At 56.1% G+C, this 24,916-nt stretch carries 28 protein-coding genes, 2 tRNA genes and 1 pseudogene; 21 read left to right on the forward strand and 10 right to left on the reverse strand.

Translation table 11 applies throughout. The features are described 5' to 3' along the window. Window positions 1–87 precede the first annotated feature (87 nt). Window positions 88–810 (forward strand): precorrin-6y C5,15-methyltransferase (decarboxylating) subunit CbiE, encoded by a 723-nt coding sequence (gene cbiE, locus ABFB09_RS08780; protein WP_347001126.1) that lies wholly within the window; start codon window positions 88–90, stop codon window positions 808–810. 1 nt (window position 811) lies between these two features. After that, a complete protein-coding gene (locus ABFB09_RS08785; RefSeq protein ID WP_347001127.1) occupies window positions 812–1,399 on the forward strand; it encodes a cob(I)yrinic acid a,c-diamide adenosyltransferase in 588 nt (195 codons plus the stop codon). Here ABFB09_RS08785 and ligD read toward each other — a convergent pair. The 4 genes from ligD to ABFB09_RS08805 all read right to left on the reverse strand — a co-directional run bounded on the left by ligD (window position 1,396) and on the right by ABFB09_RS08805 (window position 5,239). Further along, a complete protein-coding gene (gene ligD, locus ABFB09_RS08790) occupies window positions 1,396–2,409 on the reverse strand; it encodes a non-homologous end-joining DNA ligase (protein ID WP_347001128.1) in 1,014 nt (337 codons plus the stop codon). The two genes, ABFB09_RS08785 and ligD, sit on opposite strands and share 4 nt — an antisense overlap. Window positions 2,410–2,411: 2 nt before the next feature. Further along, window positions 2,412–3,203 carry a Ku protein gene (locus tag ABFB09_RS08795; RefSeq protein WP_347001129.1) on the reverse strand — a complete coding sequence of 264 codons (792 nt, stop codon included), beginning with the start codon at window positions 3,201–3,203 and terminating at the stop codon, window positions 2,412–2,414. 325 nt (window positions 3,204–3,528) lie between these two features. Further along, complete coding sequence (locus tag ABFB09_RS08800; protein ID WP_347001130.1) at window positions 3,529–4,872, reverse strand: hypothetical protein; 1,344 nt, start codon at window positions 4,870–4,872, stop codon at window positions 3,529–3,531. Then, window positions 4,865–5,239, reverse strand: coding sequence for a hypothetical protein (locus ABFB09_RS08805; protein WP_347001131.1), 375 nt, complete (start codon window positions 5,237–5,239; stop codon window positions 4,865–4,867). The genes ABFB09_RS08800 and ABFB09_RS08805 overlap by 8 nt, the downstream gene beginning before the upstream one ends. 331 nt (window positions 5,240–5,570) lie before the next feature. On the opposite strand from ABFB09_RS08805, the gene ABFB09_RS08810 reads away from it, so the two are divergent. Beyond that, window positions 5,571–6,197, forward strand: a complete 627-nt coding sequence (locus tag ABFB09_RS08810) for an inorganic diphosphatase (protein WP_347001132.1) — start codon at window positions 5,571–5,573, stop codon at window positions 6,195–6,197. A 208-nt stretch (window positions 6,198–6,405) separates the two neighbouring features. On the opposite strand, the gene ABFB09_RS08815 is transcribed toward ABFB09_RS08810, so the two are convergent. Next, a complete protein-coding gene (locus ABFB09_RS08815; RefSeq protein WP_347001133.1) occupies window positions 6,406–7,056 on the reverse strand; it encodes a glycosyltransferase in 651 nt (216 codons plus the stop codon). A 163-nt stretch (window positions 7,057–7,219) separates the two neighbouring features. Here ABFB09_RS08815 and glmU point away from each other — a divergent pair, with 163 nt between their 5' ends. From glmU to ABFB09_RS08830, 3 genes are all read left to right on the forward strand, one after another. Beyond that, window positions 7,220–8,452, forward strand: coding sequence for a bifunctional sugar-1-phosphate nucleotidylyltransferase/acetyltransferase (gene glmU, locus ABFB09_RS08820; RefSeq protein WP_347001134.1), 1,233 nt, complete (start codon window positions 7,220–7,222; stop codon window positions 8,450–8,452). A gap of 26 nt (window positions 8,453–8,478) precedes the next feature. Next, window positions 8,479–8,646, forward strand: coding sequence for a hypothetical protein (locus ABFB09_RS08825; protein ID WP_347001135.1), 168 nt, complete (start codon window positions 8,479–8,481; stop codon window positions 8,644–8,646). A gap of 167 nt (window positions 8,647–8,813) precedes the next feature. Then, window positions 8,814–9,266 (forward strand): universal stress protein, encoded by a 453-nt coding sequence (locus ABFB09_RS08830; protein ID WP_347001136.1) that lies wholly within the window; start codon window positions 8,814–8,816, stop codon window positions 9,264–9,266. On the opposite strand, the gene ABFB09_RS08835 is transcribed toward ABFB09_RS08830, so the two are convergent. Both ABFB09_RS08835 and ABFB09_RS08840 read right to left on the reverse strand, forming a co-directional pair. Continuing rightward, entirely contained in the window at window positions 9,263–9,718 is a 456-nt protein-coding gene (locus ABFB09_RS08835; protein ID WP_347001137.1) for a YbhB/YbcL family Raf kinase inhibitor-like protein, read from the reverse strand. The two genes, ABFB09_RS08830 and ABFB09_RS08835, sit on opposite strands and share 4 nt — an antisense overlap. Before the next feature lie 14 nt (window positions 9,719–9,732). Beyond that, entirely contained in the window at window positions 9,733–10,431 is a 699-nt protein-coding gene (locus ABFB09_RS08840; RefSeq protein ID WP_347001138.1) for an HAD family hydrolase, read from the reverse strand. Between the two features lie 354 nt (window positions 10,432–10,785). On the opposite strand from ABFB09_RS08840, the gene ABFB09_RS08845 reads away from it, so the two are divergent. The 9 genes from ABFB09_RS08845 to ABFB09_RS08885 all read left to right on the forward strand — a co-directional run bounded on the left by ABFB09_RS08845 (window position 10,786) and on the right by ABFB09_RS08885 (window position 17,709). Next, the gene (locus ABFB09_RS08845; RefSeq protein WP_347001139.1) at window positions 10,786–10,986 is read left to right on the forward strand and encodes an AtpZ/AtpI family protein; all 201 of its coding nucleotides are present in this window, start codon (window positions 10,786–10,788) and stop codon (window positions 10,984–10,986) included. 26 nt (window positions 10,987–11,012) lie between these two features. Further along, window positions 11,013–11,969 (forward strand): F0F1 ATP synthase subunit A, encoded by a 957-nt coding sequence (locus ABFB09_RS08850; protein ID WP_347001140.1) that lies wholly within the window; start codon window positions 11,013–11,015, stop codon window positions 11,967–11,969. 47 nt (window positions 11,970–12,016) lie between these two features. Continuing rightward, a complete protein-coding gene (atpE, locus tag ABFB09_RS08855) occupies window positions 12,017–12,247 on the forward strand; it encodes an ATP synthase F0 subunit C (protein WP_347001141.1) in 231 nt (76 codons plus the stop codon). A 25-nt stretch (window positions 12,248–12,272) separates the two neighbouring features. Continuing rightward, complete coding sequence (gene atpF, locus ABFB09_RS08860) at window positions 12,273–12,773, forward strand: F0F1 ATP synthase subunit B (protein WP_347001142.1); 501 nt, start codon at window positions 12,273–12,275, stop codon at window positions 12,771–12,773. 9 nt (window positions 12,774–12,782) lie between these two features. After that, the gene (gene atpH / locus ABFB09_RS08865; protein WP_347001143.1) at window positions 12,783–13,328 is read left to right on the forward strand and encodes an ATP synthase F1 subunit delta; all 546 of its coding nucleotides are present in this window, start codon (window positions 12,783–12,785) and stop codon (window positions 13,326–13,328) included. Between the two features lie 34 nt (window positions 13,329–13,362). Then, a complete protein-coding gene (gene atpA, locus ABFB09_RS08870; protein WP_347001144.1) occupies window positions 13,363–14,874 on the forward strand; it encodes a F0F1 ATP synthase subunit alpha in 1,512 nt (503 codons plus the stop codon). A 75-nt stretch (window positions 14,875–14,949) separates the two neighbouring features. Then, window positions 14,950–15,807 (forward strand): ATP synthase F1 subunit gamma, encoded by an 858-nt coding sequence (gene atpG, locus ABFB09_RS08875; RefSeq protein ID WP_347001145.1) that lies wholly within the window; start codon window positions 14,950–14,952, stop codon window positions 15,805–15,807. 17 nt (window positions 15,808–15,824) lie between these two features. Then, window positions 15,825–17,216 carry a F0F1 ATP synthase subunit beta gene (atpD, locus tag ABFB09_RS08880; protein WP_347001146.1) on the forward strand — a complete coding sequence of 464 codons (1,392 nt, stop codon included), beginning with the start codon at window positions 15,825–15,827 and terminating at the stop codon, window positions 17,214–17,216. Window positions 17,217–17,265: 49 nt separating this feature from the next. After that, entirely contained in the window at window positions 17,266–17,709 is a 444-nt protein-coding gene (locus ABFB09_RS08885) for a F0F1 ATP synthase subunit epsilon (RefSeq protein WP_347001147.1), read from the forward strand. 198 nt (window positions 17,710–17,907) lie between these two features. Here ABFB09_RS08885 and ABFB09_RS08890 read toward each other — a convergent pair whose 3' ends face one another. Continuing rightward, entirely contained in the window at window positions 17,908–18,135 is a 228-nt protein-coding gene (locus ABFB09_RS08890; RefSeq protein WP_347001148.1) for a KH domain-containing protein, read from the reverse strand. A gap of 26 nt (window positions 18,136–18,161) precedes the next feature. Then, complete coding sequence (gene rpsP / locus ABFB09_RS08895; RefSeq protein WP_347001149.1) at window positions 18,162–18,401, reverse strand: 30S ribosomal protein S16; 240 nt, start codon at window positions 18,399–18,401, stop codon at window positions 18,162–18,164. Between the two features lie 221 nt (window positions 18,402–18,622). Between rpsP and nfi the strand changes: the two are divergent. The 4 genes and pseudogenes from nfi to ABFB09_RS08915 all read left to right on the forward strand — a co-directional run bounded on the left by nfi (window position 18,623) and on the right by ABFB09_RS08915 (window position 23,218). Further along, window positions 18,623–19,229, forward strand: a pseudogene (nfi, locus tag ABFB09_RS08900) (deoxyribonuclease V). 42 nt (window positions 19,230–19,271) lie between these two features. Then, a protein-coding gene (gene prfB, locus ABFB09_RS08905) for a peptide chain release factor 2 (protein WP_347001150.1) occupies window positions 19,272–20,367 on the forward strand; the annotation gives its coding sequence in 2 pieces (ribosomal slippage) (window positions 19,272–19,334 and window positions 19,336–20,367; 1,095 coding nt in all). Then, window positions 20,360–21,592 (forward strand): peptidase MA family metallohydrolase, encoded by a 1,233-nt coding sequence (locus tag ABFB09_RS08910; protein ID WP_347001151.1) that lies wholly within the window; start codon window positions 20,360–20,362, stop codon window positions 21,590–21,592. The genes prfB and ABFB09_RS08910 overlap by 8 nt, the downstream gene beginning before the upstream one ends. Continuing rightward, window positions 21,593–23,218 carry a peptide ABC transporter substrate-binding protein gene (locus ABFB09_RS08915; RefSeq protein ID WP_347001152.1) on the forward strand — a complete coding sequence of 542 codons (1,626 nt, stop codon included), beginning with the start codon at window positions 21,593–21,595 and terminating at the stop codon, window positions 23,216–23,218. Window positions 23,219–23,255: 37 nt separating this feature from the next. Here ABFB09_RS08915 and ABFB09_RS08920 read toward each other — a convergent pair. Further along, window positions 23,256–23,345, reverse strand: a tRNA-Ser gene (locus tag ABFB09_RS08920). Window positions 23,346–23,549: 204 nt separating this feature from the next. Here ABFB09_RS08920 and ABFB09_RS08925 point away from each other — a divergent pair. Together ABFB09_RS08925 and ABFB09_RS08930 are read left to right on the forward strand one after the other, a co-directional pair. Further along, window positions 23,550–23,624 (forward strand) — tRNA-Gly (locus ABFB09_RS08925). A 593-nt stretch (window positions 23,625–24,217) separates the two neighbouring features. Continuing rightward, the coding region (locus ABFB09_RS08930) for a radical SAM protein (protein WP_347001153.1) at window positions 24,218–24,916 on the forward strand (699 nt) is incomplete at its 3' end.

The following is a 24,916-nucleotide window of genomic DNA, read 5'->3' on the forward strand; positions in this document are numbered from 1 at the left end:
ATTCCAAAAGTGTCATCCTGTCTTTGGCCATTGTCGTGGTTACCTCCTGAAAGTCTTTGTTGTTATTTGCTTTCAAGAAACCACACAATGGCCTGCTTTTTCAACTCCAGGAATTTACACCACGTACGGGGATTCTACTTCGTCGGGATAGGACCCGGCGGATCGCCGAAGTGGCTGACCCATGCCGCCGAGGACGCGATTAAGGAATCAGACATCATTTTGGCCTGGGACTGGTCCCTGAAGCCGGTCAAAGATCTGGTAGCCGATAAGGTCATCTTTTTCCAGGTGACCAAAGATTATCTCCAGAAAGAGAAGGATGCCGCTGAAAGAGCGCTCAAAACGGGTGAAACTGTCGCGGTGCTACGGGTCGGGGACCCGTGCGTTTCTTCCAGCCTGGCGCAGGTTCTGGAGGTCTTTAAGGATTTTGATGTCAGGATCGTTCCATCCGCCGGCGCCGCCCAGTTTGCCGCGGCCAAGGCCCAGATATGCCTCGATGAATCCGTCCTGGTGTCCTTCCACGACGGCCGGGAAGAGATCAAGCAGCGAAAACTGGAATTCCTGGTCAACAGCTTCAACATCGGCCGCAACCTACTGATGCTGACCAACGAGACCCAGGTTCCCCGACAGTCCGCCACCTACCTCCTGGAACACGGCTTGCCCGCCGATACCCCGGCGCTGATCTGCGAATATATGACCATGGAAGACGAGACCGTTTACCGGACCACCCTTGGGGAAGTTGCCAATACCGACTACCGGCTGACCTCTGTGCTGGTGGTCAAGAACCCTAACGTCAACCAATGCTGCACCTGATATGAAAGAGACACGGGAAAACCCATCAGTCGAATACTGTCCCTCCGCGGCGCTGACTTATGAGCCCCTGAAGCGCGGGTTGGTCGAGGTGTTCACCGGCGGCGGGAGGGGCAAGACCTCAGCAGGGTTGGGTACGGCGGTCCGGGCTTCTGGCCGCGGCTATCGCGTCTATATCGTCTATTTCATGAACCGGAGCTTTGACTCTGGCGAACAGGAAGTCCTGCACTGCCTGCCCGGCGTCAAGTGGGCGGCTTTCGGGCCGGGACTGGTACGCCACCCGGAGAACCCCCCGCCGGAGATCAAAGAGAAAGCCGGCCAGGCCCTCTCCGCAGCCAGACAGGCCATGCTTTCCGGGGACTATGACGTTATCGTCATGGATGAGATCAATATTGTCGCCGGATGGGGCTGGATCGAAACCGCCGACGTGGTGCAGCTCATCAAGGACAAGCCGGAGAATGTCGAACTCATCCTCACCGGCCGCCTGGCGCCCCAGGAAGTTATCGATGTTGCCGACCTGGTGACCGAGATGGTTAAGGTGAAGCATCCTTATGACCGGGGAATACCGGCGAGACGCGGGATCGAGTACTAGCCCGTCCGACTAACCGGATTCTCATGCGCCACCACCTCGGTAGCATTTTTATCGTCGCGCAACCTTAGAAACACCGGCACCCGCAGATTGCCTTCACGGGTACGCTCGGCGAATTTGACCTCGGCGACCAGTTCTGGTTTCAGCCAGGTGATGGTGGATTCTAAGGGGATCTTTTCGGTGAACGGCGATTTTGTGGTCTTCAGTTTTTCCATTTTATGCTTCATCTCGGTTAGCGATTTGTCATTGAAACCGGTGCCGACGTTGCCGGCGTGGCGTAGTTTGCCGCCGTCTTCATGCTGCGCCAGGACGAGCGAGCCGAAGGCGCCGGCGCGGGCGCCATGGCCGGCCGTATAGCCGGCGATGATGAACTCATCGGACAGGGTACCCTTGATTTTAAGCCAGTCGTTGGAGCGTTTGCCCGGCAGGTAGGCGGCGTCACGGCGTTTGGCGATGACGCCCTCCATGCCGGTATCGATGGCGGCGGCGAAGATAGTGGCGCCGTCGCCGTCCAGCCGCCGCACCGCTTTGACCGCGCTGCCCGGCTTAAGTACCTTGTCGAGGAGTTCGGCACGGGCGGACTGCGGCGCCCCGGTCAGGTCCCAGCCGTCGAGGTAGAGCAGGTCGAAAACGTAGTAGTGCAGTGCGTACCTTTCGCTGTCCTCGCTAAGGCGCTGCTTGACGTGCTGTTGCAGGCACTGGAAGCACGGCCGGTTGTTTTCGTCGAGGGCGACGAGTTCACCGTCGACGACCGCTTCGTGCACGTCCTGGGCGGCCATCTCCGCGGCGACGCGGGGGAAGTGATCGGTGTAGTCGTGGAGATTACGCGATTGCAGCATCGCCCGGCCATCTTGGATGAAGGCGATGATGCGGTAGCCGTCGAGCTTGGGCTCGAAGTACCAGTCAGGATCGGTGAAAGGCTTCCCGGTGAGCGTCGCCAGCATGGGCGCCAGGCGTTCCGGTATCGGGGCCTTTTGAACGCCCGGTATTTTGGCGAGCGCTGTCTTATCCAAGGCTATTTACCTTTTCCCGCCGTCGCCTTTTCTTTGCTTTTCGCCAAACTGGCTTCGAGCGCGGCCATGAGGTCGGCGGTCTCTTTCTCCGGAGGGGCCTTGGGAGGCTCGATCTTCTTGCCCTTGAGCTTGGCGTCGATGATCTTTTCGAGGGCCAGGCGATACTCGTCCTTGTACTGCTTGGGGTCGAACGGCTGCGCCATGCTCTTGATCAGGGATTGGGCCATGTCGAGTTCAGCCTTGGAGGACTCCGATTTCGGTTCCGGTGTCTCCGGCGCGGGCACGATCTCCCCCGGGTAGCGCATCGAGTGGAGGATCAGGCCGTTGCCGTAGGGCCGGAGGCAGGCCAGGTGCTCCTTGCGGGCGAAAGTCACCTTGGCCACGGCGACCTTGCCGGTTGAGAGCATCGCCTCTCTGAGCAATCGGAACGGTTTCTCGCCGAGGGGTTGGGGTTCGAGGTAATGGGAGTCGAAAAAAAATATCGGATCGATCTCATCCTCGCCGACGAAGGCCTGCAAGTCGATACTGCGGGTGGTTTTTATCGGCACGGCCTCGAAATCCTTGTCGGTGATGACGATATACTGCCCCTTGGCGTACTCATAGCCGCGGACGGTGTCCTTGACGCTGAAGTACTCATCGTCCTCAGGGCAATGCAGCACCTGGCTGGGTTTGACCAGGTCCTTTTTATGGAGGTAATTGAAGCGCAGAGGCCGCTCCCGGATGGCCACCGACATCGATACGGGGATGACGACCAGGCCGAAACTGATGGCGCCTTTCCAGAATGCTTTTGGCATTGATTCCTCCTTGAAGTGTTGGTTAGTTTAAATATAGCGTAATGATAATTAAATTCGAAATCCGAATGTCGAAATCCGAAACAATGTCCAAATTAAAAAAATTCCAATCACTAAACGGGGCGGGACGAATACTACCAATGGGGGACGTTGAAAGATTAGCGATACGTAGAGGTATTGGTGAAAAATATTTTGAGTCGTTTTCCAAAGTGCAGAAACGAAGATTTTTTTATCGAGATTTCAAATTCAAGACGATGCCACGCCTCCCCTGGATCCTCCGCTTGTGCGTAGGATGACACGGGGGGGGTAGGGGGGCGTAGGGAATATTTCATCGTTTGTAGCCTCGGGCGACGCGGGGTTGGTAGAGGCTGGCGGCCTCGTAGGTCAGGACGAGGGACGTCAGGTAGTCGTCGTGGGATTTGGCGGAGCCCACGTGGAAGTTGATGGTGCGGTTGGGGCGGTACTGGGCCCGGGCGCCTTCGAGCTGGCGCCAGCATTCCGCCGATTCCGGGGAGGCGTCGCGGGTATGCAGTTTCACCCGTCCGGTGTTGACCGCGGCCAGGAACTCGAAGGCCAGTTGGCTCTTGGAAGCGGCGGTGAAGATGAACGGTTTGACGCGCGAGCCCAGTTGCTGGATCAGCGTCGAGGCCAGCGGCTGGCCCATGCCGGTGGCGTCCACCACCAGGCGCTTGAGATCCCAATGCCGCGCCAGATCTACCACTTTGGGCATGAAGGTGGTGACCGGCTCACCGGTCCAGGCATACTGCCGCACGACCCGGATACAGGGCTCGGCGATGCCGATGAACGAGGTGGCCAGGTCGATCTCGGCGACGGTCAACACGGTCGAATCAGAGCCCGAACCGGGATTGTCCCCGGCGAGGTCCAGGCCGGCGACATAGACCTTGCCCTTTTCCGGGATGCCCAGCCGCCGGTGAGCGCCGGCCATCTGGGCGAGCTGCGCCCGGTTGAGGAAACCGCTGCCGTCGGGCAGGGAGTCCAGGGCGTACTGGGTGCGGAAAACCGGGTGATCGTCGCCCAGGCGAACGCGTTCGCCTTCGACAAAATTACCGTAGGCGGGGTTGTATCGGGCAACCTCCCGCCAGTCGAACCGGAAATGACGTTTGACGCCATCCACGCGCTCAAGCTCCAGATTGCGCCGCTTGGTCTCCTCGAGCAGGCTGCCGCCGTCCCAGGGCGTACCGTAAAGCACGGTGGTGGCGTTGCCGACCGCGGCCATCGGACGGAAATCCCGGTCGAACTTATCGGCGTCGATATCCTGAGCCTCATCGGCTTCCAGCAGGAGGTGAGCGGTATTGCCGACGACATTGGCCTCCGGATCCGCCGAAAGGAAAACGACCCGCGCGCCGAACACCCTGACGGTGTGACCGCCCTCAAAGGTATAATGTCCGCGGAAACCGCGCTCATTCAGACGGTCGATGAGACGCCGAAGCGATATCCGCGCCTGGGGCGTGAAGGTGGGGGCGCACTTGACGATGTTCACCTCAGAACCAAGCCCGTAAGCGGCCGCCAGGTAGATCTCCAGCGCCGCGGAAAGCTCATTCTTGCCGCCCTGGCGGGCGATCTCCACGGTGAAGGTCAACCCGGCGCCGGAAGTAACGCTGCGCACGACCGAAGAGAAAATCTCCTTCTGATAAGGCCGCAGCTCAACCATCGACGCCGTTCTCCAATACCCCGATCGAGGCATCCTTTTCCGCCCGCAGCACATCGAGGACAGCATCCCTGATCCCGCGCCGGTCCTCCTGCCCCAGCTTGTCCTGAATAGCCAGCAACCGGCCGATGGTGCCGCAGGCACGGACGAACAAGCGGGCGCCAGCGGGATCATCGCAATCCACGGCAGCTAACCTGACCCGGAGAGCGCCGATCTCCGCGGCCAGATCCCTGACCCCGGCGGCCTGCGCGAAATCCGTACACTGCTGTTCGGTGAAATGGCGCGCGTAAAAACCATGTGTGGTAGCGTTCTGATTTCCGGGCTGACCGCCACGGAGTCTGGGCACGTTTACTTCATTGTCTTGACTCAACAAGATACTCCTGTTCTATCTTTATTCGGGGGCACGTATAGAACAAGGCCGGTATGGAGGGTTTGTCAATAGGACTTTGGCGGGTTTGGAAAATATATATTTCCGGCTGTCAGCTATCAGCTTTTAGTTTTTGGGGGGGTGGGGGTCCAGACAAGTTCTGAATTCTACTTTGGGATGATACTAACGGTGGGGTAAGGTCACCGGGAGCCAAAGGCACGCGGCGGAGTGCCCAAATGACGGCGTGGATTGTTGGACGACCTATGGCTCATCCTCCCATTTCAAACACGGGGCTTCTTCTGGTAAAATGTATTATAGAAAAGAAGGAGAAATAATGTCACCGGAAAAACTGCTTAACAAGAATTCAAGTGAAATCAGGATCATCACCGGCTGTGGCGAGGACGAAGCCAGTTGCCCCAAGGTGAAGCGGAAACGCAAGCCTGAGCTGGAAGATATGATTCTGACCATCCTTATCGAGATACCCAAGGGAAGCCGCAACAAGTACGAGTACGACAAAGAGCGCAAGATCATCAAGTTCGACCGCATGCTGTTCTCCGCGGTGCATTACCCGTCCGACTACGGTTTCATCCTCGATACCCTGGCCGAGGATACCGATCCGCTGGATGCGCTGGTGCTGGTGTCCGAGCCGACCTTCCCGGGTTGTCTTATCGAGGCCAAGCCGGTAGGGTTGTTCCGGATGCATGATGAAAAAGGTCCGGACGAGAAGATACTATGTGTGCCGATGGGCGATCCCCACTGGAACTTCATCAAGGAACTGTCCGACGTGCCGCCGCACCTGCTCAAGGAGATCGAGCATTTCTTCATCATCTACAAGGAACTGGAGAAGAAGAAGACGGGTGTGGAGGGCTGGGAAGACCGCGCCTCGGCCATCAAGGCAGTGCATGATTCACGGAAGAGGTATCAGGACGATCTTAAGGCGCTTAGTCCTAACCGGGTTTAGTTTGAGTCTGCTGTATTGAGCAGAGATGCCTAAGTGAAATCGAGGGAAAATCCCCCTTAGTCCCCTCCTTCGACGAAGCTCAGGACAGGCTTTCGCCAAAGGGGGAGACTACGGTCAGTCCTTTTTCGCAGATCAAAGAAATCAATTGCCGCCGGTCAGAGTTGGACTACATGGGGTCCAGTTGGCCGGCGGTGGCTTTTATGGACTCCTAAGAGCCTGGGGAAAATCCCCCTTGGTCCCCTCCTTCGACGTCGCTCAGGACAGGCTTTTGTGAAAGGGGGAGGATACCGATCAGTTTGGAGTATAAGGTGTCCAGTTGGTTGGCTGCGGTTTTTATGGATTCCGGGGTGCCGGCGGACCAGTCGATGCGTTCGACACGGTGCATGGGGGCTTCGAGGTCACGGAGGGCGGCGATTACTTCGTCGCTGGCGGCGGTGACTGCTTCGAACATCTTGATGGCGTGTTCCGCCGACCAACGGGTCATGCCGCTTTGGGTATCGGTGAGCACGTCCCGGCCGCAGGCGGTCAGGACCATGGGTTTGAAGCGGAGGAAGCGGCGGTGGACGGCGGCCATGATACCGAACTGGGTGACGTAGTGGGCGTGGATGATGTCCGGCTTGATCGACAGGATCATGGGGGCGGCGTTGATGAAGGCCAGGTAGGTCAGGGGGTAGGCGGGGCTCACTACCAGCCGGTGGACCTTTATTCCGGCGTTAAGGGCGACACCGGCTGCCGGTGACTGGTGGCTGAGTAGGTGCACCTTCCAGCCACTTTCAGCGAGTTCATTCAGGAGCGCCAGCGTTTGGGGTGAGGAGGCGTCGGCGAGATGGAGGACGGTGCGGGGTTTGTTGGTTTTCATGAGGTCAAATATACCCGAAATTGGAGTGCCAGTAAATCAGCAGCCAGGACGAATATCTAATATCTAAATTCTAAACAATATCCAAATTCCAATATCCAAATTCAAAACGGGAACGTATTATACCGTTGACATGGGATAGGGGCGAGCCTAGAATGACGTTATCATGAGTTCCATTAAAAAGGGTTCGAGATCCACCCAGATCGTGATCATGGCGGCGGGGGAAGGTTCGCGGATGCGGCCGTTGACTGAGACGCGGCCCAAGGTGATGCTACCGGTGGTTGGCAAGCCTATGCTGGAGCACCTGGTGGAAGGGTGCCGGGAGGCCGGTTACTCCGATCTTATCATCATTACCGGGTACTATGGCGAAAAGGTCAGGGAGTATTTTGGCGACGGCGGGGCGTTGGGCGTCCGGATCCGTTACGTGTCGCAGCGGCGGGCGCAGGGCACCGCGGACGCACTAAAGCAGGCAGTACCGCTCCTGGACGGGCCTTTCATGCTTCTGAACGGCGACATCATGTTGCGGGCGGGCGATATTTCCCTCTTAGGCGCCTCGCAGGCGACCACTCTCAGCCTGACCCAACCGGCGAGTGTGGAGGGGATGGGGGTCGTCGAACTCGAAGGGGAACGGGTGGTCCGGCTCCACGAGAAATCAGCCAACCCGCCGACGTGCCTGGCCAACGCCGGGGCCTATTATTTTACAACCGACATATTTGCCGCCCTGGAGCGCACGACGCGTTCGCCGAGGGGGGAGTTCGAGATCACCGATACCATTCAGCTACTAATCGACGGCGGCGTGCCGGTACTTCACCGCTTCCTGACAAGCTGGCGCGATATAGGGTACCCGTGGGAACTGCTGGCGGCCAACGAGGAATTATCGGCTAAAACTACATCGCAGATCGACGGCGTTGTCGAACCGGGAGTGGTCATCAAAGGCGCCATTGCCATCGGAGAGGGATCGACCGTCCGCTCCGGCTCGTACATCACCGGTCCGGCGGTCATCGGCAAACACTGCGATATCGGGCCCAACTGTTATATCCGTCCGTTCACATCGATAGGCGATCACTGCCATATCGGCGCCGGGGTGGAGATCAAGAACTCGATCATCATGGCTGGTACCAAGGTGCCGCACTTGAGCTATGTCGGCGACAGTGTCATCGGGGAAAACTGCAATCTGGGCGCCGGGACACAGGTGGCCAATCTCCGTTTCGACCGCCGGAACGTTCAAATCCTGGGGCGGGATAGCGGCCGGCACAAACTGGGCGTCATAATGGGCGACGGCGTGTCCACCGGCGTCAACGCCTGCATCAATCCCGGAACAGTTATCGGCTCATATGCCTTGATCGGGCCGGGGGCGGTCGTTTCCGGCAGGGTGGCGGCCGGAGCGAGAGTATTTTAGACGCTGACGAACTGAAACACTTGCCGATGGCGCTGCTGAACGAAAACACCATGGTGATCGCTTTCATCGGCAATGATGAGAGCCGCAGAGCTATGATAACTTCGATCCGGGAGATCAAGGCGCTGGGGGCCCGGTCATGGTTACCGCTCCGCCCTAAGATGAATCCGGGCTGGAGGAAATTCTCGATCGGTTAATTGAAGTACCCGGGATCGATGCCCTGCTGCAACCGGTGGTCAACATCGTAGCGCTCCAGTTGCTGGCGTATTTCACCGCACGGGAACTGGGCTGTCCCATCGACCAGCCGAGGAATTTGGCCAAAAGCGTCACCGTGGAATAGAATTGAAAAAAGAGAGGTCATGAATTGTACAAAAAGATTCTGGTTCCCCTCGACGGATCTGAATTGTCGGAAACAATACTGCCGCAGGCAGTGTCGGTAGCCAAGCCATCGAAAGCGGAGATCGTGCTTTTAAGGGTGCATGAGCCGCTGGAACCGGCGGTCCGGGAGACGCTGGGGGGAGACCTGGCAGAGAAATTGGACACGGTGAACCGGGAAGAGATGGAGAACTACCTCGCCAAGATCGCCAGAGATCTGGACGGCCAGGGTCTTAAAGTGAGTGTGGTGACCGTTTTCGGCCGTCCCGCCGATACGATCATCGAATACACCGGTGCCAACGCTATCGACTTGATCGCCATGGCCACGCACGGGCGCAGTGGTATAACCAAATGGGCTTTCGGCAGTGTGGCCGATAAGGTGTTGAGGCTGTCTCCGGTGCCGGTGTTGGTGGGGCCGGTGGCGGGGGCGACCCGCGCCTAGCGGCTGTAGAGGCCGGTGACCGATGCTTCGGCGACGATGTGGCCCTGCAGCGCCTGGTCGAAGCGCTCACGGCTGGCTCCGGGGGCGAGGTCCGGTTCCGTGTCCAACGCCATCAGGCGGTAGATGTAGCGGTGCGCCGGGCCGGGTGGGGGGCAGGAGGGGTAGTAGCCGTAAGAACCGCCGGAATTGACACCCTGGCGGATGCCGTTGGGCAGCTCGGACTTGCGGGCCAGGTTGGCGGGGAGGCGGGCGGTGGTGGTGGGGATGCCCCAGACCAGCCAGTGGGTGAAGGTGCCGCGGGGGGCGTCTGGGTCATCCATGATGAGGGCCAGGCTTTTCGCGCCAGCCGGGGCGCCCTGCCAGGTGATCTCCGGCGATAGTCCGGCGCCGTTGCACGTGTAGCGCCCGGGAATGGTCTCGCCTTCTCGGATGCCGTCGATGATCATTTCCATGGCGAACCCCCTGTTTATTCCAGCATTCCGGTCAATTGGAACAGGTTGCGGACCCGGGGGCATTCCGGGGGGGCGTCGCTGAATCCGCCCCGGTCCAGCAACACGCCTTTCATGCCCGCGCCCGTCGAGCCCAGGACGTCTATCTGGTATTGGTCGCCGACGAAAAGGACATTTTCCGCCGGCAGTTCCGCCCGCCGCAGCGCTTCCTGAAAGATCTCCGGGTGCGGCTTGGTGAAGCCGGTTTCCTGTGATGTGACCACGGTGGTGATGAAAGGACTGAGCCCCAGTTCATCCAGCAGGGGAGTGATGTCCTTATCCACGTTGGAAACCAGACCGAGCGCCATGTTGAGGCGTTTGAGTTCGACGAGGGCGGGCAGCACATCATCGAAGAGGACATGCTTGAGCTTGGTGTCGCGCCAGCGCTCCAACATCGACCGGACGAGGTCGGGGGCCGGCGTGATACCGCCTTCCTTGAGAACGATGGATTGGTGGTGGAAATAGACTTTGGTGACCTCTTCCGCCGGACGTTTGCTCATCGGTTTTTTGGCGTTCTCGGTATAGAAGTACTCGTCGGCGACGATAAAAGCACGGGTGAACGCCTGGGGGGGAGCCTTGATGCCAAACTGGTCAAGCATCCGGGATTCCCATTCTTCACGGGGGGGGTCGTAGCCGACCAGCGTCTGGTAGAGATCAAAAAACACTGCCTGGATCAAAACATACTCCTTTAACGGCAACTTCGGAGTTATTCTAGCCCAGCGGGGGGGTTGGCGCAAAAAATGGGGCATGTTCCGATGGATTGCGGGCACCGGTTCCGGGGGTCGCCCCCCTCCGTGGATTCTCCGCTTTCGCGTAGAAGGACAAAGGGGGGGATACCGATTCAGCCGCGCTTCATTCTGTATCTGGCGGCATTGGATTACTTCGGCGTAGCCCTTCGGCAGGCTCAGGACAAGCCTCGCAATGACTTTTAAGGGAGGGGATTAGACATTTCTCGGGGGTACTAACTATGGGGATTAGGACTTGACCCGTACCAGGAGTTCTGCTATGCTTTGGCGGGTTTTTAAAGCAAGATGAACCGATGGCTGATAGCCCTGAAGTTCGTCGGTATCGGCTGGTATATAAGCCTTTCCATCCTGGGGGGTGTTCTCCTAGGGCGTTGGCTCGATGCGAAGTTGGATACCGGCCCCTTGCTGTTGATTATCGGGCTGTTCCTGGGATTGTTCACCGCCTTTTACGGAGCCTATCGGATGATAATAGGACCTAAGAGTTAACGCTGAAACCAGTAAGGAAACCATCAGTGCCTGAAAACAAAAAAGTAATGGGGATGTCCAAGCCGGTTTTTATTGCCGTGCTGCTCGGTATTTTAGCCCTCACAATTGTTAGTTTCCTCGCCGGCGGTATCGGCCAGGCTTTGTTCGGCATCGAGTTTCCTGAATGGCTGGTGGTCCATCAACCTGAACCGCACCTGCCGCCGTCCGCCATCTTTCATATCGGCGGGCTTGCTGTAACCAACACCATGTTTACCGCTTGGATTTCCATCGCTCTGCTGACGGGTTTGTTCTGGGCGGCGACGCGCCGGATGAAACTGGTTCCCGGCCGTTTTCAAGCAGCGGCGGAAAGCGTTATCGGTTACCTTTATGATTTCTGCACCGATATTGCCGGTGAGAAAAACGGCCGCAAATTCTTCCCGCTGGTGGCTACCATCTTCCTTTTCGTTATTACCAATGCCTTGATGAATCTGATTCCCGGCTACAATTCCATCCTCATCGGTGAAGCCGGACACCAGACACACCTGCTCCGGGGCGCCAACACCGACGTCAATTTCCCGCTGGCGCTGGCGGTCATATCCTTCGTGATGGTGGAATACTGGGGTCTCAAGAGCGTCGGTGTCTTCCATTACCTCGGCAAGTTTTTCAACTTCGGGCCGTTCATCCACAGCATCAGGCACTTCCGCAAGGAAGGCGTCATGGGGGTGTTCAACGGACTAATCGCCATATTTATCGGTTTGATCGAACTCATGGCCGAGTTTATCCGGATTATCTCCTTCACCTTCCGTCTTTTCGGCAACATGACGGGCGGTGAGATACTGCTTGTTTCGATGCTGTTCCTAATGCCCTTCCTGCTGGCACTGCCGTTCTACGGGCTGGAGCTGCTGGTCGGCTTCATCCAGGCGCTTATCTTCGCTGGACTGACGCTGGTATTCGCCCACATCGCCGTCACGCCGCACACCGGCGAAGCATCGGAACATCATTAACCTGTTACCCATTTAAATAAGCTTATAAAGGAAAAAGGAGTAAAGACATGGAAGCAGAAGCAGCGAGACTATTAGCGGCCGGTCTGGCCATGGGCATCGGCGCCATCGGACCTGGCATCGGTATCGGTATCCTGGGCATGGGCGCGGTCAACGCGGTCAGCCGCAATCCGGAGGCCAGGGGCCCCATCTTCACCAACCTGCTCTTCGCGGTCGCTCTGGCTGAGGCTGTAGCCATCTACGCCCTGGTGGTTGCCATCCTTCTAATCTTCGTCGCCTAGGTAATCCCGGAAGGAGGTACTACTGGTGGAACAATTAGGAATTAGTCTATCCAGCTTCATCGCCCAACTGGTCAACTTCGGTATACTGCTGGTGTTGCTTTACCTGGTGGCCTATAAACCCGTCCTCAAGATGATGGACGGACGAACGGCCCGCATCAAGGAGAGCCTGGAGCAGGCCGAAGTGATGAAGAAACAGGCCGAAGCGGCCGAGGTGGAGTTCAAGAAGCAGATCGCCGATGCCTCCAAGCAGGGGCAGGCGGTTATCGAACGCGCTTCACGGACAGCCGACGAGATAAGGCAGCGGACCCAGGCGGAAGCAAAAGTAGAAGCCGAAGCTCTTGTTGAGCGTGCCCGGGCTGACATCCGGCGCGAACGCGACGAGATCATCGATGAACTGCGTAAAGAATTCGCCGATCTCACTATTCTGGCTGCGGGCAAGGTTATCGGTAAAACGCTCGATAAAACCGCGCATCGCGATCTGATCGGCCAGGTGCTCGAAGAGAGCGCCGGTTTAAGAAAGAATTAGGGGAAGAAGTTGGCAAAAAGCGCCTACGCCCTGGCTTTACGGTACGGTCAAGCGGTCTTTGACATAGCCGCGGAGCATGAAAACTACGATACCATGCTGGCCAATCTGGAAACCCTGGCCAGCATGGCAAAGGATAAAGACGTGCTCTTTTTCCTGGAGAATCCCAGGATATCGCTGACCAGGAAGCGGGAAATAATCGACACCAAGCTTCAAGGCGTCAATCCCATGGCCATGAACCTGCTCTACCTGCTGGTTGAAAGAGGCGGCCTGGGAATGGTGCCCGATATAGCGGTGGATTTCAAACGGCGGTTGGATGACCTACGCGGCATCGCGCACGCCGAAGTGGTTTCCGCGGTGGATCTATCCGATGTGGAAACGGCTGAAATCCGGCAACAACTGGGAAAAGTATTCAACAAGCAGATCGAGATCACCACGAAAGTGGAACCCGCGCTGCTTGGCGGAATTGTCGCCAGGGTCGGCGACAAAGTTATCGACGGCAGCCTGTCGCGCCGTCTTCAGGATTTGAAACGAGAAATTTACCAGGCCAGGTTGTAAAGTCCTGGTTGGCTCCCGGAAGGAGATGTTAGGAATGTCGCAAAAAGGGCTGGACATAGTCGCGGTCATTAAAGAACAGATCGAGAGCTTCGGCGCCGAACTGGCAGTGACCGACGTCGGAACTGTTATCGAGGTCGGCGACGGTATTGCCCGTATTCACGGCCTGGCTTCTGCCGAGTATAACGAGCTCCTTGAATTCCCGGGCGGCGTCATGGGCATCGCCATGAATCTTGAAGAGGACTCTGTGGCCGCGATTCTGCTCGGCGAAGATACTCTTATTAAGGAAGGCGACGAGGTGCGCCGCACCAACCGCATCGTCGAAGTGCCGGTAGGTCCGGAGATGATCGGGCGCGTCGTTAATCCCCTGGGTCAGCCGATCGATGGCAAAGGGCCGCTGAAAACCAGCGCTAAACGCGCCGTCGAACGCGTTGCCCCCAACGTCGTCACCCGCCAGGGCGTCGACACCCCGGTGCAGACCGGCATCAAGGCCATTGACGCCATGATCCCCGTCGGTCGCGGCCAACGCGAGCTTATCATCGGCGACCGTTCCACCGGCAAGACCGCGGTGGCCATCGACACCATTATCAACCAGAGGGGCGGAGACCTCATCTGCATCTACGTCGCCATCGGTCAGAAAACCTCCAAGATCGCCCAGACGGTAGCTACGCTGGAAAAATACGGCGCCATGGAACACACCATCGTTGTCGCCGCTTCGGCCTCCGATCCGGCTGCTTTCCAGTACCTGGCGCCATTCGCCGGTTGCGCCATGGGCGAAGAGTTCATGGACAACGGCAAGGAAGCCCTGATCGTTTATGACGATCTGACCAAGCACGCCTGGGCATACCGCCAATTATCGCTGCTACTCAAACGGCCTCCGGGACGCGAAGCCTATCCCGGCGACGTGTTCTACCTGCATAGCCGGCTGCTGGAGCGCGCCGCTAAACTGCATAAATCCCACGGCGGCGGGTCGCTTACCGCGCTGCCGATCATCGAGACCCAGGCCCAGGACGTCAGCGCCTATATTCCGACCAACGTCATCTCCATCACCGACGGCCAGATCTACCTGGAGCCCGACCTGTTCAACGCCGGCATCCGGCCGGCCCTGAACGTGGGTATCTCGGTATCCCGCGTCGGTTCGGCAGCCCAGACCAAGGCCATCAAAAAGGTGGCCGGCCGTCTCAAGCTGGAGATGAGCCAGTACCAGGCCCTGGCCGCCTTTGCCCAGTTCGGTACTTCCGAACTCGACAAGGCCACCCGCGCCCAGATCGACCGCGGCCAGCGTATCACCGAGGTCTTGAAGCAGTTGCAGTATCAGCCGGTGGCAATGGAAAACCAAGTCATCATCTTTTATGCGCTGCTGAACGGTTTTCTCGATGACGTGCCGGTGTCCAGCGCCGCCAGGTTTGAAACCGATATGTACCAGTTCCTTGCGGCCAATTTCCCGGATATCGCTAAGACTATCGCCGCAAAGAAGGAATTCACTTCAGACACCGAAGCGGCGCTCAAGAACGCCCTGACCGAATTTAAGAAGAGTTTCGTCGCCTAATTTTCGAATACTCAAGCAAACGAGACAATAACCAGACTATGACCAAACTATCGAAACTCGGGAACGGAATAATGGATGGCTAACTTACGGGCCATACGCATGCGCATTCGTGGCGTCAAGAATATCGCCAAGATCACTCGCGCCATGGAAATGATCGCCGCTTCCAAAATGCGTAAGGCGCAGGAGCGTGGTCTGGCTGGCCGGCCGTACAGCGAGAAAATCACCCAGGTCATCGCCTCTCTTTCGGCGTTGTCCGGCGGCGAAAGCGCGCACCCCTTGCTGGCACAGCGGCCGGTCAAACGCATCGCCGTGGTGCATATCACCCCGGACCGCGGTCTTTCCGGCGGCCTGGTGGGCAACATTAACCGAGCCACTCTCAGCTTCAACATGGAACACAGAGACACGCCTTTAAACATGATTGTGATAGGTAAAAAAGGTCTGGATTTCATGCGCCGGGCGCAACGGAACATTGTCGCCGAGTTCGTAGGCCTGGGCGATAAACCTTCCCTGATGGACACCCTGCCCATCTCCCGCATCATCATCGACGACTTCAAGTCCGGGGCGGTGGATGAGGTCTATGTGGCTTACAGCCAGTTCGTCTCCACCATGGTGCAGAAACCGGTTCTGACCAAGCTGCTGCCGGTGGAACCGGCACAGATCGCGCCGCAGCAGAACGTCGAATACCTCTACGAGCCCGATCCAGGCACCGTGCTGGGCGCATTGCTGCCCAGCTACGTGGAGATGAAGATCTATCATTTGATTCTGGAATCCATCGCCTCCGAGCAATCGGCGCGAATGGTGGCCATGAGAAGCGCCACCCAGAACGCCAACGAGCTTATCGGCGAACTGACACTGGAATATAACAAGGCCCGGCAAGAAGCTATCACCGCGGAGTTGCTCGACATCGTCGGCGGTGTGGCGGCGCTGGCTTAACTCAACAGGAGGAATTGATGGCCAAAGGCAAGGTAGTACAGATTATTGGTTCGGTGGTTGACGTCGCGTTTCCGCCGTCGGAACTGCCCGGGCTGTTCAACGCCCTGGAAATTGACAACAAGGGCGAACGTATCGTGCTGGAAGTGCAGGCGCACGTTGGCAACAACTGGGTACGTTGTCTTTCCTTCATGCCCACTGACGGCCTGGCACGCGGCGCCGAAGCCACCGACACCGGCGCGCCCATCAGCGTGCCGGTCGGCCAGGCCTCTCTCGGACGCATCTTCAACGTCTTGGGCGAGCCGCTGGACCTTGAAGGCGAGGTCAAAGCTGAAGAGCGCTGGCCGATCCATCGCAACGCCCCAGCCTTCGAAGAACAGGAAACCACCCCACAGATGCTGGAGACCGGCATCAAGGTAATCGATCTGATCACCCCGTTCGCCAGGGGTGGTAAAGCCGGCCTTCTGGGCGGCGCCGGCGTAGGTAAAACGGTTATCATCCAGGAACTCATCCGCAACATCGCCACCGAGCACGGCGGCTTCTCCGTCTTCGCCGGCGTCGGCGAGCGTTCCCGGGAAGGTAACGACCTGTGGCATGAAATGAAAGAATCCGGCGTTATCGAGAAGACGGCGCTGGTGTTCGGTCAGATGAACGAACTGCCTGCGGTGCGTCTCAGGATCGCCCTTACCGGTTTGACCATGGCCGAGTACTTCCGCGATGTGGAACATCGCGACGTGCTCTTGTTCATCGATAACATCTACCGCTACACCCTGGCCGGCGTGGAAGTCTCCGCTCTTTTGGGCCGCATGCCCTCGGCAGTGGGCTACCAGCCGACCCTAGCCACTGAGATGGGCGCTTTGCAGGAGCGCATTACCACCACCAAGAATGGCTCCATCACATCCTTCCAGGCCGTTTATGTACCGGCCGATGACTATACCGATCCCGGCGTGGTAGCTACCTTCGGCCATCTTGACGCCATTATCACCCTGGAGCGCTCGTTGGCTGCCCAGGCGCTATTCCCGGCGGTGGATCCGCTGGCCTCCAATTCCCGGATCCTGGACCCCGCAGTTGTAGGCGACGAGCATTACAAAGTAGCCCGTGATGTTCAGCGGGTGCTGCAACGGTACAAGGACCTGCAGGACGTTATCGCCATCCTGGGTATGGAAGAGCTTTCCGAAGAGGATAAGGCCATAGTAGCCCGCGCCCGTAAGATTCAGCGCTTCCTGACCCAGCCGTTCTTTGTCGGCGAGATCTTCACCGGGCGTGCGGGTAAGTACGTGAGCGTGGCCGATACGGTGCGCGGCTTCAAGGAAATCCTGGACGGCAAGCATGACGCTCTGCCGGAGCAGGCTTTCTATATGGTAGGCACTATCGAAGAAGCGGTCGAGGCCGCAGCCAAGATGGCGGCTTAACCTGGACCGGAATGCCGGAATAATGGTCGAGTAACAACGGAGTGCACTTGTGGCAACGATAAAACTTGAAATAGTGACGCCGGAACGGCAGGTGTTTTCCGACGATGTGGACATCGTGGTGGCGCCGGGCATCGAGGGCGAACTGGGCATACTGCCGCACCACACACCGCTGATGACGGCACTCAAAACCGGTGAACTACGCGCCCGCAAGGGCTCGGAGGAGTTCCTGCTATGTGTCGCCGGAGGCTTCATGGAAGTTCGGCCGGACCGGGTGATCGTGCTGGCCGATACCTGTGAACGGGCAGAGGAGATCGATCTAGCCCGGGCCGAGGAAGCTCGCAAGAAAGCCGAACAGAGGATGGCGGAAAAATACCAGCCCGGTGTCGACGCGGCGGAAACCGAAGCGGCACTGCATCGGGCAATGGCCCGGCTGGCTATCGCCGAGAAAATGAAACACCGCCGAAAATCATCCCGCCCGCCTCAGGTGGGATAAAGCGAAAAGCTAAAAGCTGCCAAGTGAAAACTTGGCAGCTTTTTTGTTTAGCTGAAATATCGAAAACACGCAGGTTACCATAGATGGAGACCATCCAATTCTACCGATCAAGATCCAAGTCCTGGGATTCCGGACGTAAAAAAACAGGGTGTAGCAGATACACCCTGTTTGATTATTAAGTTAGAACCGGTTGGTAAACTAGAGGATTTCCAGTCTGGCCTTGGTGCCGGCTTTAGCGGCTTTCACCCGGATGAGGGTGCGCATAGCCTGGGCGATGCGGCCCTGTTTGCCGATGATGCGGCCTTTGTCCACGTCATCAACTTTCAGGGTTACTTTCAACCCTTCTTCTTCCTGTTCTTCTTCCACCACTACCGCTTCGGGCTTGTCTGCCAGTGATTTGGCGATGTACTCAACTAGCTCTTTCATGGTGGCTCCTTTTTACCCTTGGGCTATTAAAGGGCTCCGGCTTTTTTCAGGATCCTGGCCGCGGTGTCGGTGGGTTGAGCACCTTTGACCATCCATTCTTTGGCTTTCTCAACTTCCACTTTGACGGTTTCAGGATCGGTCATGGGATCGTAGTGTCCGATGATCTCTATGAAAGCGCCGTTGCGGGAGGTATGGGAATCGGCAACGACAATTCTGTAACTCGGTTTTTTAGGAGCGCCCATTCTTCGCAGTTTGATTTTCAGCATCTTGGTTTCGGATTACTCGCTTATCTTTTTAGGCTATTATCCAATATGCCAGCTATAGTGTCAACTATATGTAGTCCGAATGTAGTCCATTTAAGATGGCTCCGCTGGTATACGGTTTGGCAAGGCATCCCTTCGGCCGGTATAATGACATAAAGAAGAAAATAAACCGGCTGCATGATTTTGGATTAGAACCGGGAGCAGCGATTTAATTACAGACCGAACTGGCTTCGAAAGTATCTGCAACAGATACTCCGGTGAAGGAAAACTGATTGCCGGGGTCGATGTCTCGGCAGGGAGGCAGGGGAATACGGGGCGGGCGGCGATAGTAGTGATGCGATATCCTTCGATGGAAATTGTGGAGGAAACCGTTCACGAAGACGATGTGACGATGCCTTATATCCCGGGGCTGCTGTCGTTTCGTGAATTGCCCCTGATCCTCCCAGCCCTGGAGAAACTGAAAACGATACCGGATCTTTTCTTCGTCGATGGGCAGGGGATTGCACACCGCGACGCCTGGGTATCGCATCTCACCTGGGGCTTGTTACAGGGGTCCTATCGATCGGCTGCGCCAAGTCCCGGCTATGCGGAGAGCATACGGAGGTTCCCGAAGCCAGGGGCAGCTTTGTGGAACTAATCGATAAGAACGAAGTGATCGGCCGGGTAGTAAGGACTAAAGAAGGCTGCAAACCGGTGTACGTTTCGGTGGGGCACAGGATCGATCTTGAATCCGCGACGGCGTGGGTGCTTAAATTATGTAGCCGTTACCGACTACCGGAACCGGTGCGCTTGGCGCACCTGGCAACCGGGAAACATAACCGGGGGAGCTAACCCAGATGGAATTAGAACGTTATATTAACTGGAGCGTGGTTGATGGCATTATCGAACAAAATTAAAAACCTCTCCGAGCGTATCGAACATGACATGGTGCGTCTTTGACGTTCCAGATAAGGAAAAAGAAATAATCGAGACGGAACACCTGGCGGCCGGACCGGAATTCTGGAACGACAGCCAGCGGGCGCAAATGGTAATGCGCCGCCTGACCGAACTTAAAAAGGCCGTCGCGCAATGGCGCGGACTCGAAAAAAGGTTAAACGACCTGGCTGAACTGGATGAACTGTCTCAGGACGATCCGGAACTCGCTACCGAGGTCGAAACAGACTTCAGCGCGATCGCCATTGAACTGGATAATCTGGAATTTGAGCTGTCTTACTGCGGGGATTACGACGAACGCAACGCAATACTGGCTATCCATGCCGGGGCCGGCGGCGTCGAAAGCCAGGACTGGGCGGAGATGCTGCTCAATATGTATCTCAAATGGGCGGAGAAGCGCGATTATGAGACTGAGGTATTGGAGACTTCCGCCGGCGATGAGGCTGGGATAAAAAGCGTGACGGTGATGTTCCGCGGCCGCTACGCCTATGGCAATCTTCGGGGTGAACACGGTGTCCACCGGCTGATAAGGCTGTCGCCGTTCGATTCCGATCATGCCCGCCATACGTCTTTCGCCCTTGTGGAGGTCATGCCGGAGGCTGAGGCGGACACCGACCTGGAGATCAATCCCGACGATATCAAACTGGAGGCTTTCCGGGCCAGCGGCGCCGGAGGCCAGAACGTGCAGAAGGTCTCGAGTGCTGTCCGCATCACCCACGTGCCTACCGGTACGGTGGTCACCGCTCAGACCGAGCGGTCTCAATTCCAGAACAGGGAAATCGCCATGGGACTGCTTAAGGCGCGGCTGCTCAAACTGAAAATAGCTGAACAGGAAGCTGAGCGGGCGAAGATCAAGGGTGAACGTATATCGGCGGAGTGGGGCAGCCAGATCCGCAGTTATGTTTTGCACCCGTACAAGATGATCAAGGACCATCGAACGGATGTTGAGACCGGCAATCCCCAGGCGGTCTTGGAGGAGGGTGAGTTGGATCCGTTTATCAAAGCTTACCTTAAAGGGCAGTTCGGCAATGATTAAGCGCTTGAGCTACCTTGCGATTGTCTTTGCCATGATGCTCGGGGTTGCCGCGCCGGGGTCCCTGGCCGCGGCAGAAGGCATCGCGATATCCCGCGTGGTTCATTCAACGCAGTTTCCGACCAATATCAGTTTCAGCCTTACAGCGTCGAGCGAAGCAAATATCGTCGATGCCAGATTGCATTACCTGGTTGAGAAACAGGGATTTGCCACGGTGGAGAATGAAGTCCTGGTGCGCGTGATGCCCGCCAAAGAGATTACCCTGAGTTATTCGCTGGATTTGCGTCGGACAGGCGGCTTGCCGCCGGGAACCAGGGTGGATTATTGGTGGACAGTAAGGGATGCCGAAGGCGGGGAGTCTGTCAGCCAGGTAACAACCCTGGATCTTAACGACGCCAGATATCAGTGGCAGAGTATAAAACAAGGGATGGTTACACTGTACTGGTATTCCGGTCCCGATTCTTTTGCCCGGGATTTGATGAGTACCGCTCAAGATGCTTTGGTCAAGTTGGAGAACGATGCCGGAGCTCATCTCTCCGAGCCTGTTGCCCTATATATCTATGACGGAGCGCAGGCACTCCAGGGATCAATGGTCTTCCCACAGGAGTGGACCGGCGGTGTCGCTTTTACCAATTTTAATACGATAGCTATTGGTATCGAGACTTACAACGTGACTTGGGGCAAGCGGGCAATCGTCCATGAGTTAGCGCATCTGGTGACCCACCAGATGACCGCTAATCCTTATAACACCATCCCCATCTGGCTCAATGAAGGTTTATCCATGTATGCCGAGGGACCGCTGGACGCCATATACCAGGTTTTTTACAACCAGGCACTGGACCAACAAGCTTTGATATCGGTCCGCAGCTTATCCAGTCCATTTTCCGCCTATGCCAATATTTCCTATCTTTCTTATGCTGAGAGCTATCATGCCGTCAAGTATCTGATCGATAAATACGGTCAGGACAAATTACTCCGCTTATTGGACACTTTTGCCGGAGGGGCCACCGCCGATAGCGCCCTTATGGTGGTTTATGGCTTTGATATGGACGGTCTGGACGAAGAGTGGCAGGATTACGCGTACAACGCGACACCGGACCGATTCCAGGGCGGGGTCATCTGGACGCCCTGGCTGGCTGTGCTCATCGTCCTGGTAGCCGGGGCCTCAGTGGTTACGGCGGTATGGTTGTTCTTCCCTATCGCCGTGAAGAAGGTGGAGAGGAATTAAATGAGAAGACCGATAATTTTCGCGCTCTCCACTTTATTCATATTGACCACGGTTTTGACGGGGTGTTCGGTCACTAACGGTAACGCGCTAGCGCCTCAGGTTACGGCGGGCGGCAATCTAACGCTTGCGGCCAACGAGCCCTTCAACCTGGATCCGGCGCGGGTGGGAGACGCGGGGGCTTTAACTTTTATCGCCCAGATCTTCAGTGGGCTGGTGAAGATTTCTCACGATGGCGTTCTTCCGGATATTGCCGAGAGCTGGACCATCAGCGATGATGGCACGGTTTATACTTTCAAATTGCGCCATGATGTCAAATTTCACGATGGGCGTCCGGTGACGGCAGACGACATCAAATATTCCTGGGAACGCGCATTATTGCCGTCTACCGGCAGCACCACCGCCCGGACCTATCTTGGCGATATACAAGGCGCCGAAGCAATGCTCGCCGGTGAGGCCGCAACATTGTCCGGTGTCCGGACGATCGACGACTACACTCTGGAAGTAACCATCGATAAACCTCGCTCATACTTTCTATCCAAATTAACCTACGCCACCGCGAGTGTCGTCGATGAGCATAACGTCGTTGAGGGAGGAGAATGGTGGCGGGCGCCGAACGGTACCGGTCCATTCAAACTTACCGAATGGGCGACCGATGCATTCATCAAACTCGGGAAAAACGCCGATTATTACGACGGCGCGCCGAACCTGGATAGCGTGGTGTTCCGGTTCCTTGCGGGGCGCCCGATGGACCTTTACGAGACCGGACAGATAGACGTTGCCGCGGTGGACTTGGCGTATCTCGATCGGGTATTGGATACGAAGGGCCCCTTTGCCAGTGAAGCCCAGATAATGTCCCAACTCAGTTTTTACTTTTTCGGTTTCAATTCGGCGGCGGCCCCATTCGACGATCCGTTAATTCGCCAGGCTTTTGCCCTGGCATTGGATCGGGACGAATTATTGAGGCTGGTCCTTGATAACGCCCCGGAAGCCGCCGAGGGGATCGTGCCGCCGGGTATTCCAGGTTATAACGACGATATCGACGGTTTAGGTTTCGATGCAGCCGGCGCATTGGCGCTAATCGCCCAATCTAAATACGGCAGTGTCGAAAACCTGCCGGAGATCACTCTGACCACCCTCGGTTATGGCGGTCTTATTTCGGCGGAACTGGAGGCGGTGATTTATCAGTGGCAGGTGAATCTTGGGGTTGAGGTCACAGTCAGGCAACTGGAACCGGAGCAGTTCCTTTATAATCTGAAACAGGAAAAAGATCAGATCTATTACCAGGGCTGGATCGCGGACTATCCGCATCAACAGAATTTTCTGGAAATACTGTTCCGGACCGGCGCTGATAACAACTGGGGTGAGTATACCAATCCGGAGGTTGACCGTTTGATGGATGAAGCCGCCGGTTTAACCGATATAGAAGCCAGCCAGGAGCTTTACCGGGAAGCGGAGCAGATGTTGATCGATGATGCCGCCGTCTGGCCGTATTACTTCGGCCGAAGTTATATGCTGATCAAACCATATGTGCATGGTTATGAACTCAGCCCGCTGGGTGTACCAAATCTTCAGAATGTGACGATTGAACGTGCCATTGCGCCACCCACCGGCCTCACCGTGAGTTAAACCGGGTACCAGTCAAACCATGTAGATAGTGGAATAGTGGCGGAGGGTGTGGGATTCGAACCCACGGTTCTCTTGCAAGAACAACGGTTTTCAAGACCGTCACCTTAAGCCGCTCGGACAACCCTCCGTGTAGGCGCGTCTTCGGTTTCGAAGACGCGAGCGATATTTTAGCATGGGTAGAAGGTTATTGCACTTAAAGGCGCCGGAGTTAGCGGTGCTCGATTTCAAAAACTAGCAGCAATCGTCGTATTTCTACGAGAGCTGATTATTCCAAGCAGACATCATGACTTTACAATCGTGGTTATTGGGGTTAAAATAGCTTTGTTTTTTCGCGGGTGTAACTCAGTGGTAGAGTGCCTGCCTTCCAAGCAGGTTGTCGCGAGTTCGAGCCTCGTCGCCCGCTCCAAATCTAATTCCGTTGTCTTCCTCCTTTCATTTTTCCTATAGTTAGGATATCTACAGGCTAACGCCGAGCTACGCCAAGTGTCAACGCCTCACGTTCAATAATATGCGGGGCTTTAGTGGTCGTAATTAGCTCTGTTGTTGTTATTTATAAAATTAATATTATCAAAAATTAGTTCTCTACTATGCCCCCTCCGATGTCATAAAAAAAGGGGGCTTTGTTTTGTACGAACCCTGGATGTGTCCCCCTTATTCGACAACACAATTTTCAAAATTCGCGGGACGCAAAAAATATTCCAGCTAAAGCCCAAAATTGCTGAAGCCAATTTAAGCAAAAGCCATTTTAAAATGTTAAATCTTGTCATAAAGCCATAATCCCCTAAAATAAATGCTTTTGTGGCTTTAAAAAATTATTACTAATGTTTCAAATTAAGCCATATTACGTATAAATAAATAAACGCGAAGCCAGAATTGATGCTTGACAAAATAAGAACACCTGTGGTATAGTGGTAGCGTCTTGAAAATGATGCCCAATCATTACCGAATAGGGCTCAACCCATTGAATAACGCTAAAAATAAATCGATGAAGGATAGGAAATGAACGAGAGTTTAAAAGCTATCAGGCCGAGTGGTACCAAATTTGGGTATTGCATTAACTGTTACAACGGTTGTGAGCATGGGTGTCTCTATTGCTATGGACGGATAGCAAGGAAAATGAAGGCCACTAAATGGGCATTGGCTGAACCGAGATTGTCGATTGTTGATAGCCTGAAGCGTGATATACAAAAATTGAATAGCGACCCACTGGCGAAGCAGGACATTAAAGACATAATGGTCTGCTCGGTAACTGACTGCTATCAGCCAAAAGAACTGGAGCACCGATTGACCCGTCAGGTCGTTGAATTGCTTAGAGCGAATGACCTGCCCTTCACGATACTGACGAAGAGCGTACTGGTGTTGAGAGATATGGATGTGTTTAGCGGGTATGATAAATGCAGGGTTGGCTTGACGATAACCACGCTAGATGAAAACTACCGCAAGCAACTGGAACTCGACACCTCACGAACCTGTGACAAAATCCTTGCGATTGAAGAGCTGCACAAGCATGGAGTATCGACCTATTGCTCGGTCGAACCCATAACCCCTTGTCCAGCAAGCAATCCGAAAGAGATTGTGAAGAGATTTGCCCCTGGGGTGGTGGATTTGTTTGAATTTGGCATGTGGACGCCTAAAATCCAAAAGGCAATACCGATGCTTAGATACGACGAAAAATATCTTGTCAGCGTGATGCAAGAC

This window comes from Dehalogenimonas sp. THU2 (assembly GCF_039749495.1).
Lineage (GTDB): Bacteria > Chloroflexota > Dehalococcoidia > Dehalococcoidales > Dehalococcoidaceae > Dehalogenimonas.

What these genes read in the sequence shown, in the direction of transcription:
- cbiE (WP_347001126.1), top strand. Translation starts at nt 88, where the DNA reads ATGGCCTGCTTTTTCAACTCCAGGAATTTACACCACGTACGGGGATTC.
- ABFB09_RS08785 (WP_347001127.1), top strand. Translation starts at nt 812, where the DNA reads ATGAAAGAGACACGGGAAAACCCATCAGTCGAATACTGTCCCTCCGCG.
- ABFB09_RS08795 (WP_347001129.1), bottom strand. Translation starts at nt 3,203, where the DNA reads ATGCCAAAAGCATTCTGGAAAGGCGCCATCAGTTTCGGCCTGGTCGTC.
- ABFB09_RS08800 (WP_347001130.1), bottom strand. Translation starts at nt 4,872, where the DNA reads ATGGTTGAGCTGCGGCCTTATCAGAAGGAGATTTTCTCTTCGGTCGTG.
- ABFB09_RS08810 (WP_347001132.1), top strand. Translation starts at nt 5,571, where the DNA reads ATGTCACCGGAAAAACTGCTTAACAAGAATTCAAGTGAAATCAGGATC.
- ABFB09_RS08815 (WP_347001133.1), bottom strand. Translation starts at nt 7,056, where the DNA reads ATGAAAACCAACAAACCCCGCACCGTCCTCCATCTCGCCGACGCCTCC.
- glmU (WP_347001134.1), top strand. Translation starts at nt 7,220, where the DNA reads ATGAGTTCCATTAAAAAGGGTTCGAGATCCACCCAGATCGTGATCATG.
- ABFB09_RS08825 (WP_347001135.1), top strand. Translation starts at nt 8,479, where the DNA reads ATGGCGCTGCTGAACGAAAACACCATGGTGATCGCTTTCATCGGCAAT.
- ABFB09_RS08835 (WP_347001137.1), bottom strand. Translation starts at nt 9,718, where the DNA reads ATGGAAATGATCATCGACGGCATCCGAGAAGGCGAGACCATTCCCGGG.
- ABFB09_RS08845 (WP_347001139.1), top strand. Translation starts at nt 10,786, where the DNA reads ATGAACCGATGGCTGATAGCCCTGAAGTTCGTCGGTATCGGCTGGTAT.
- atpE (WP_347001141.1), top strand. Translation starts at nt 12,017, where the DNA reads ATGGAAGCAGAAGCAGCGAGACTATTAGCGGCCGGTCTGGCCATGGGC.
- atpA (WP_347001144.1), top strand. Translation starts at nt 13,363, where the DNA reads ATGTCGCAAAAAGGGCTGGACATAGTCGCGGTCATTAAAGAACAGATC.
- atpG (WP_347001145.1), top strand. Translation starts at nt 14,950, where the DNA reads ATGGCTAACTTACGGGCCATACGCATGCGCATTCGTGGCGTCAAGAAT.
- atpD (WP_347001146.1), top strand. Translation starts at nt 15,825, where the DNA reads ATGGCCAAAGGCAAGGTAGTACAGATTATTGGTTCGGTGGTTGACGTC.
- ABFB09_RS08890 (WP_347001148.1), bottom strand. Translation starts at nt 18,135, where the DNA reads ATGAAAGAGCTAGTTGAGTACATCGCCAAATCACTGGCAGACAAGCCC.
- rpsP (WP_347001149.1), bottom strand. Translation starts at nt 18,401, where the DNA reads ATGCTGAAAATCAAACTGCGAAGAATGGGCGCTCCTAAAAAACCGAGT.
- ABFB09_RS08910 (WP_347001151.1), top strand. Translation starts at nt 20,360, where the DNA reads ATGATTAAGCGCTTGAGCTACCTTGCGATTGTCTTTGCCATGATGCTC.
- ABFB09_RS08915 (WP_347001152.1), top strand. Translation starts at nt 21,593, where the DNA reads ATGAGAAGACCGATAATTTTCGCGCTCTCCACTTTATTCATATTGACC.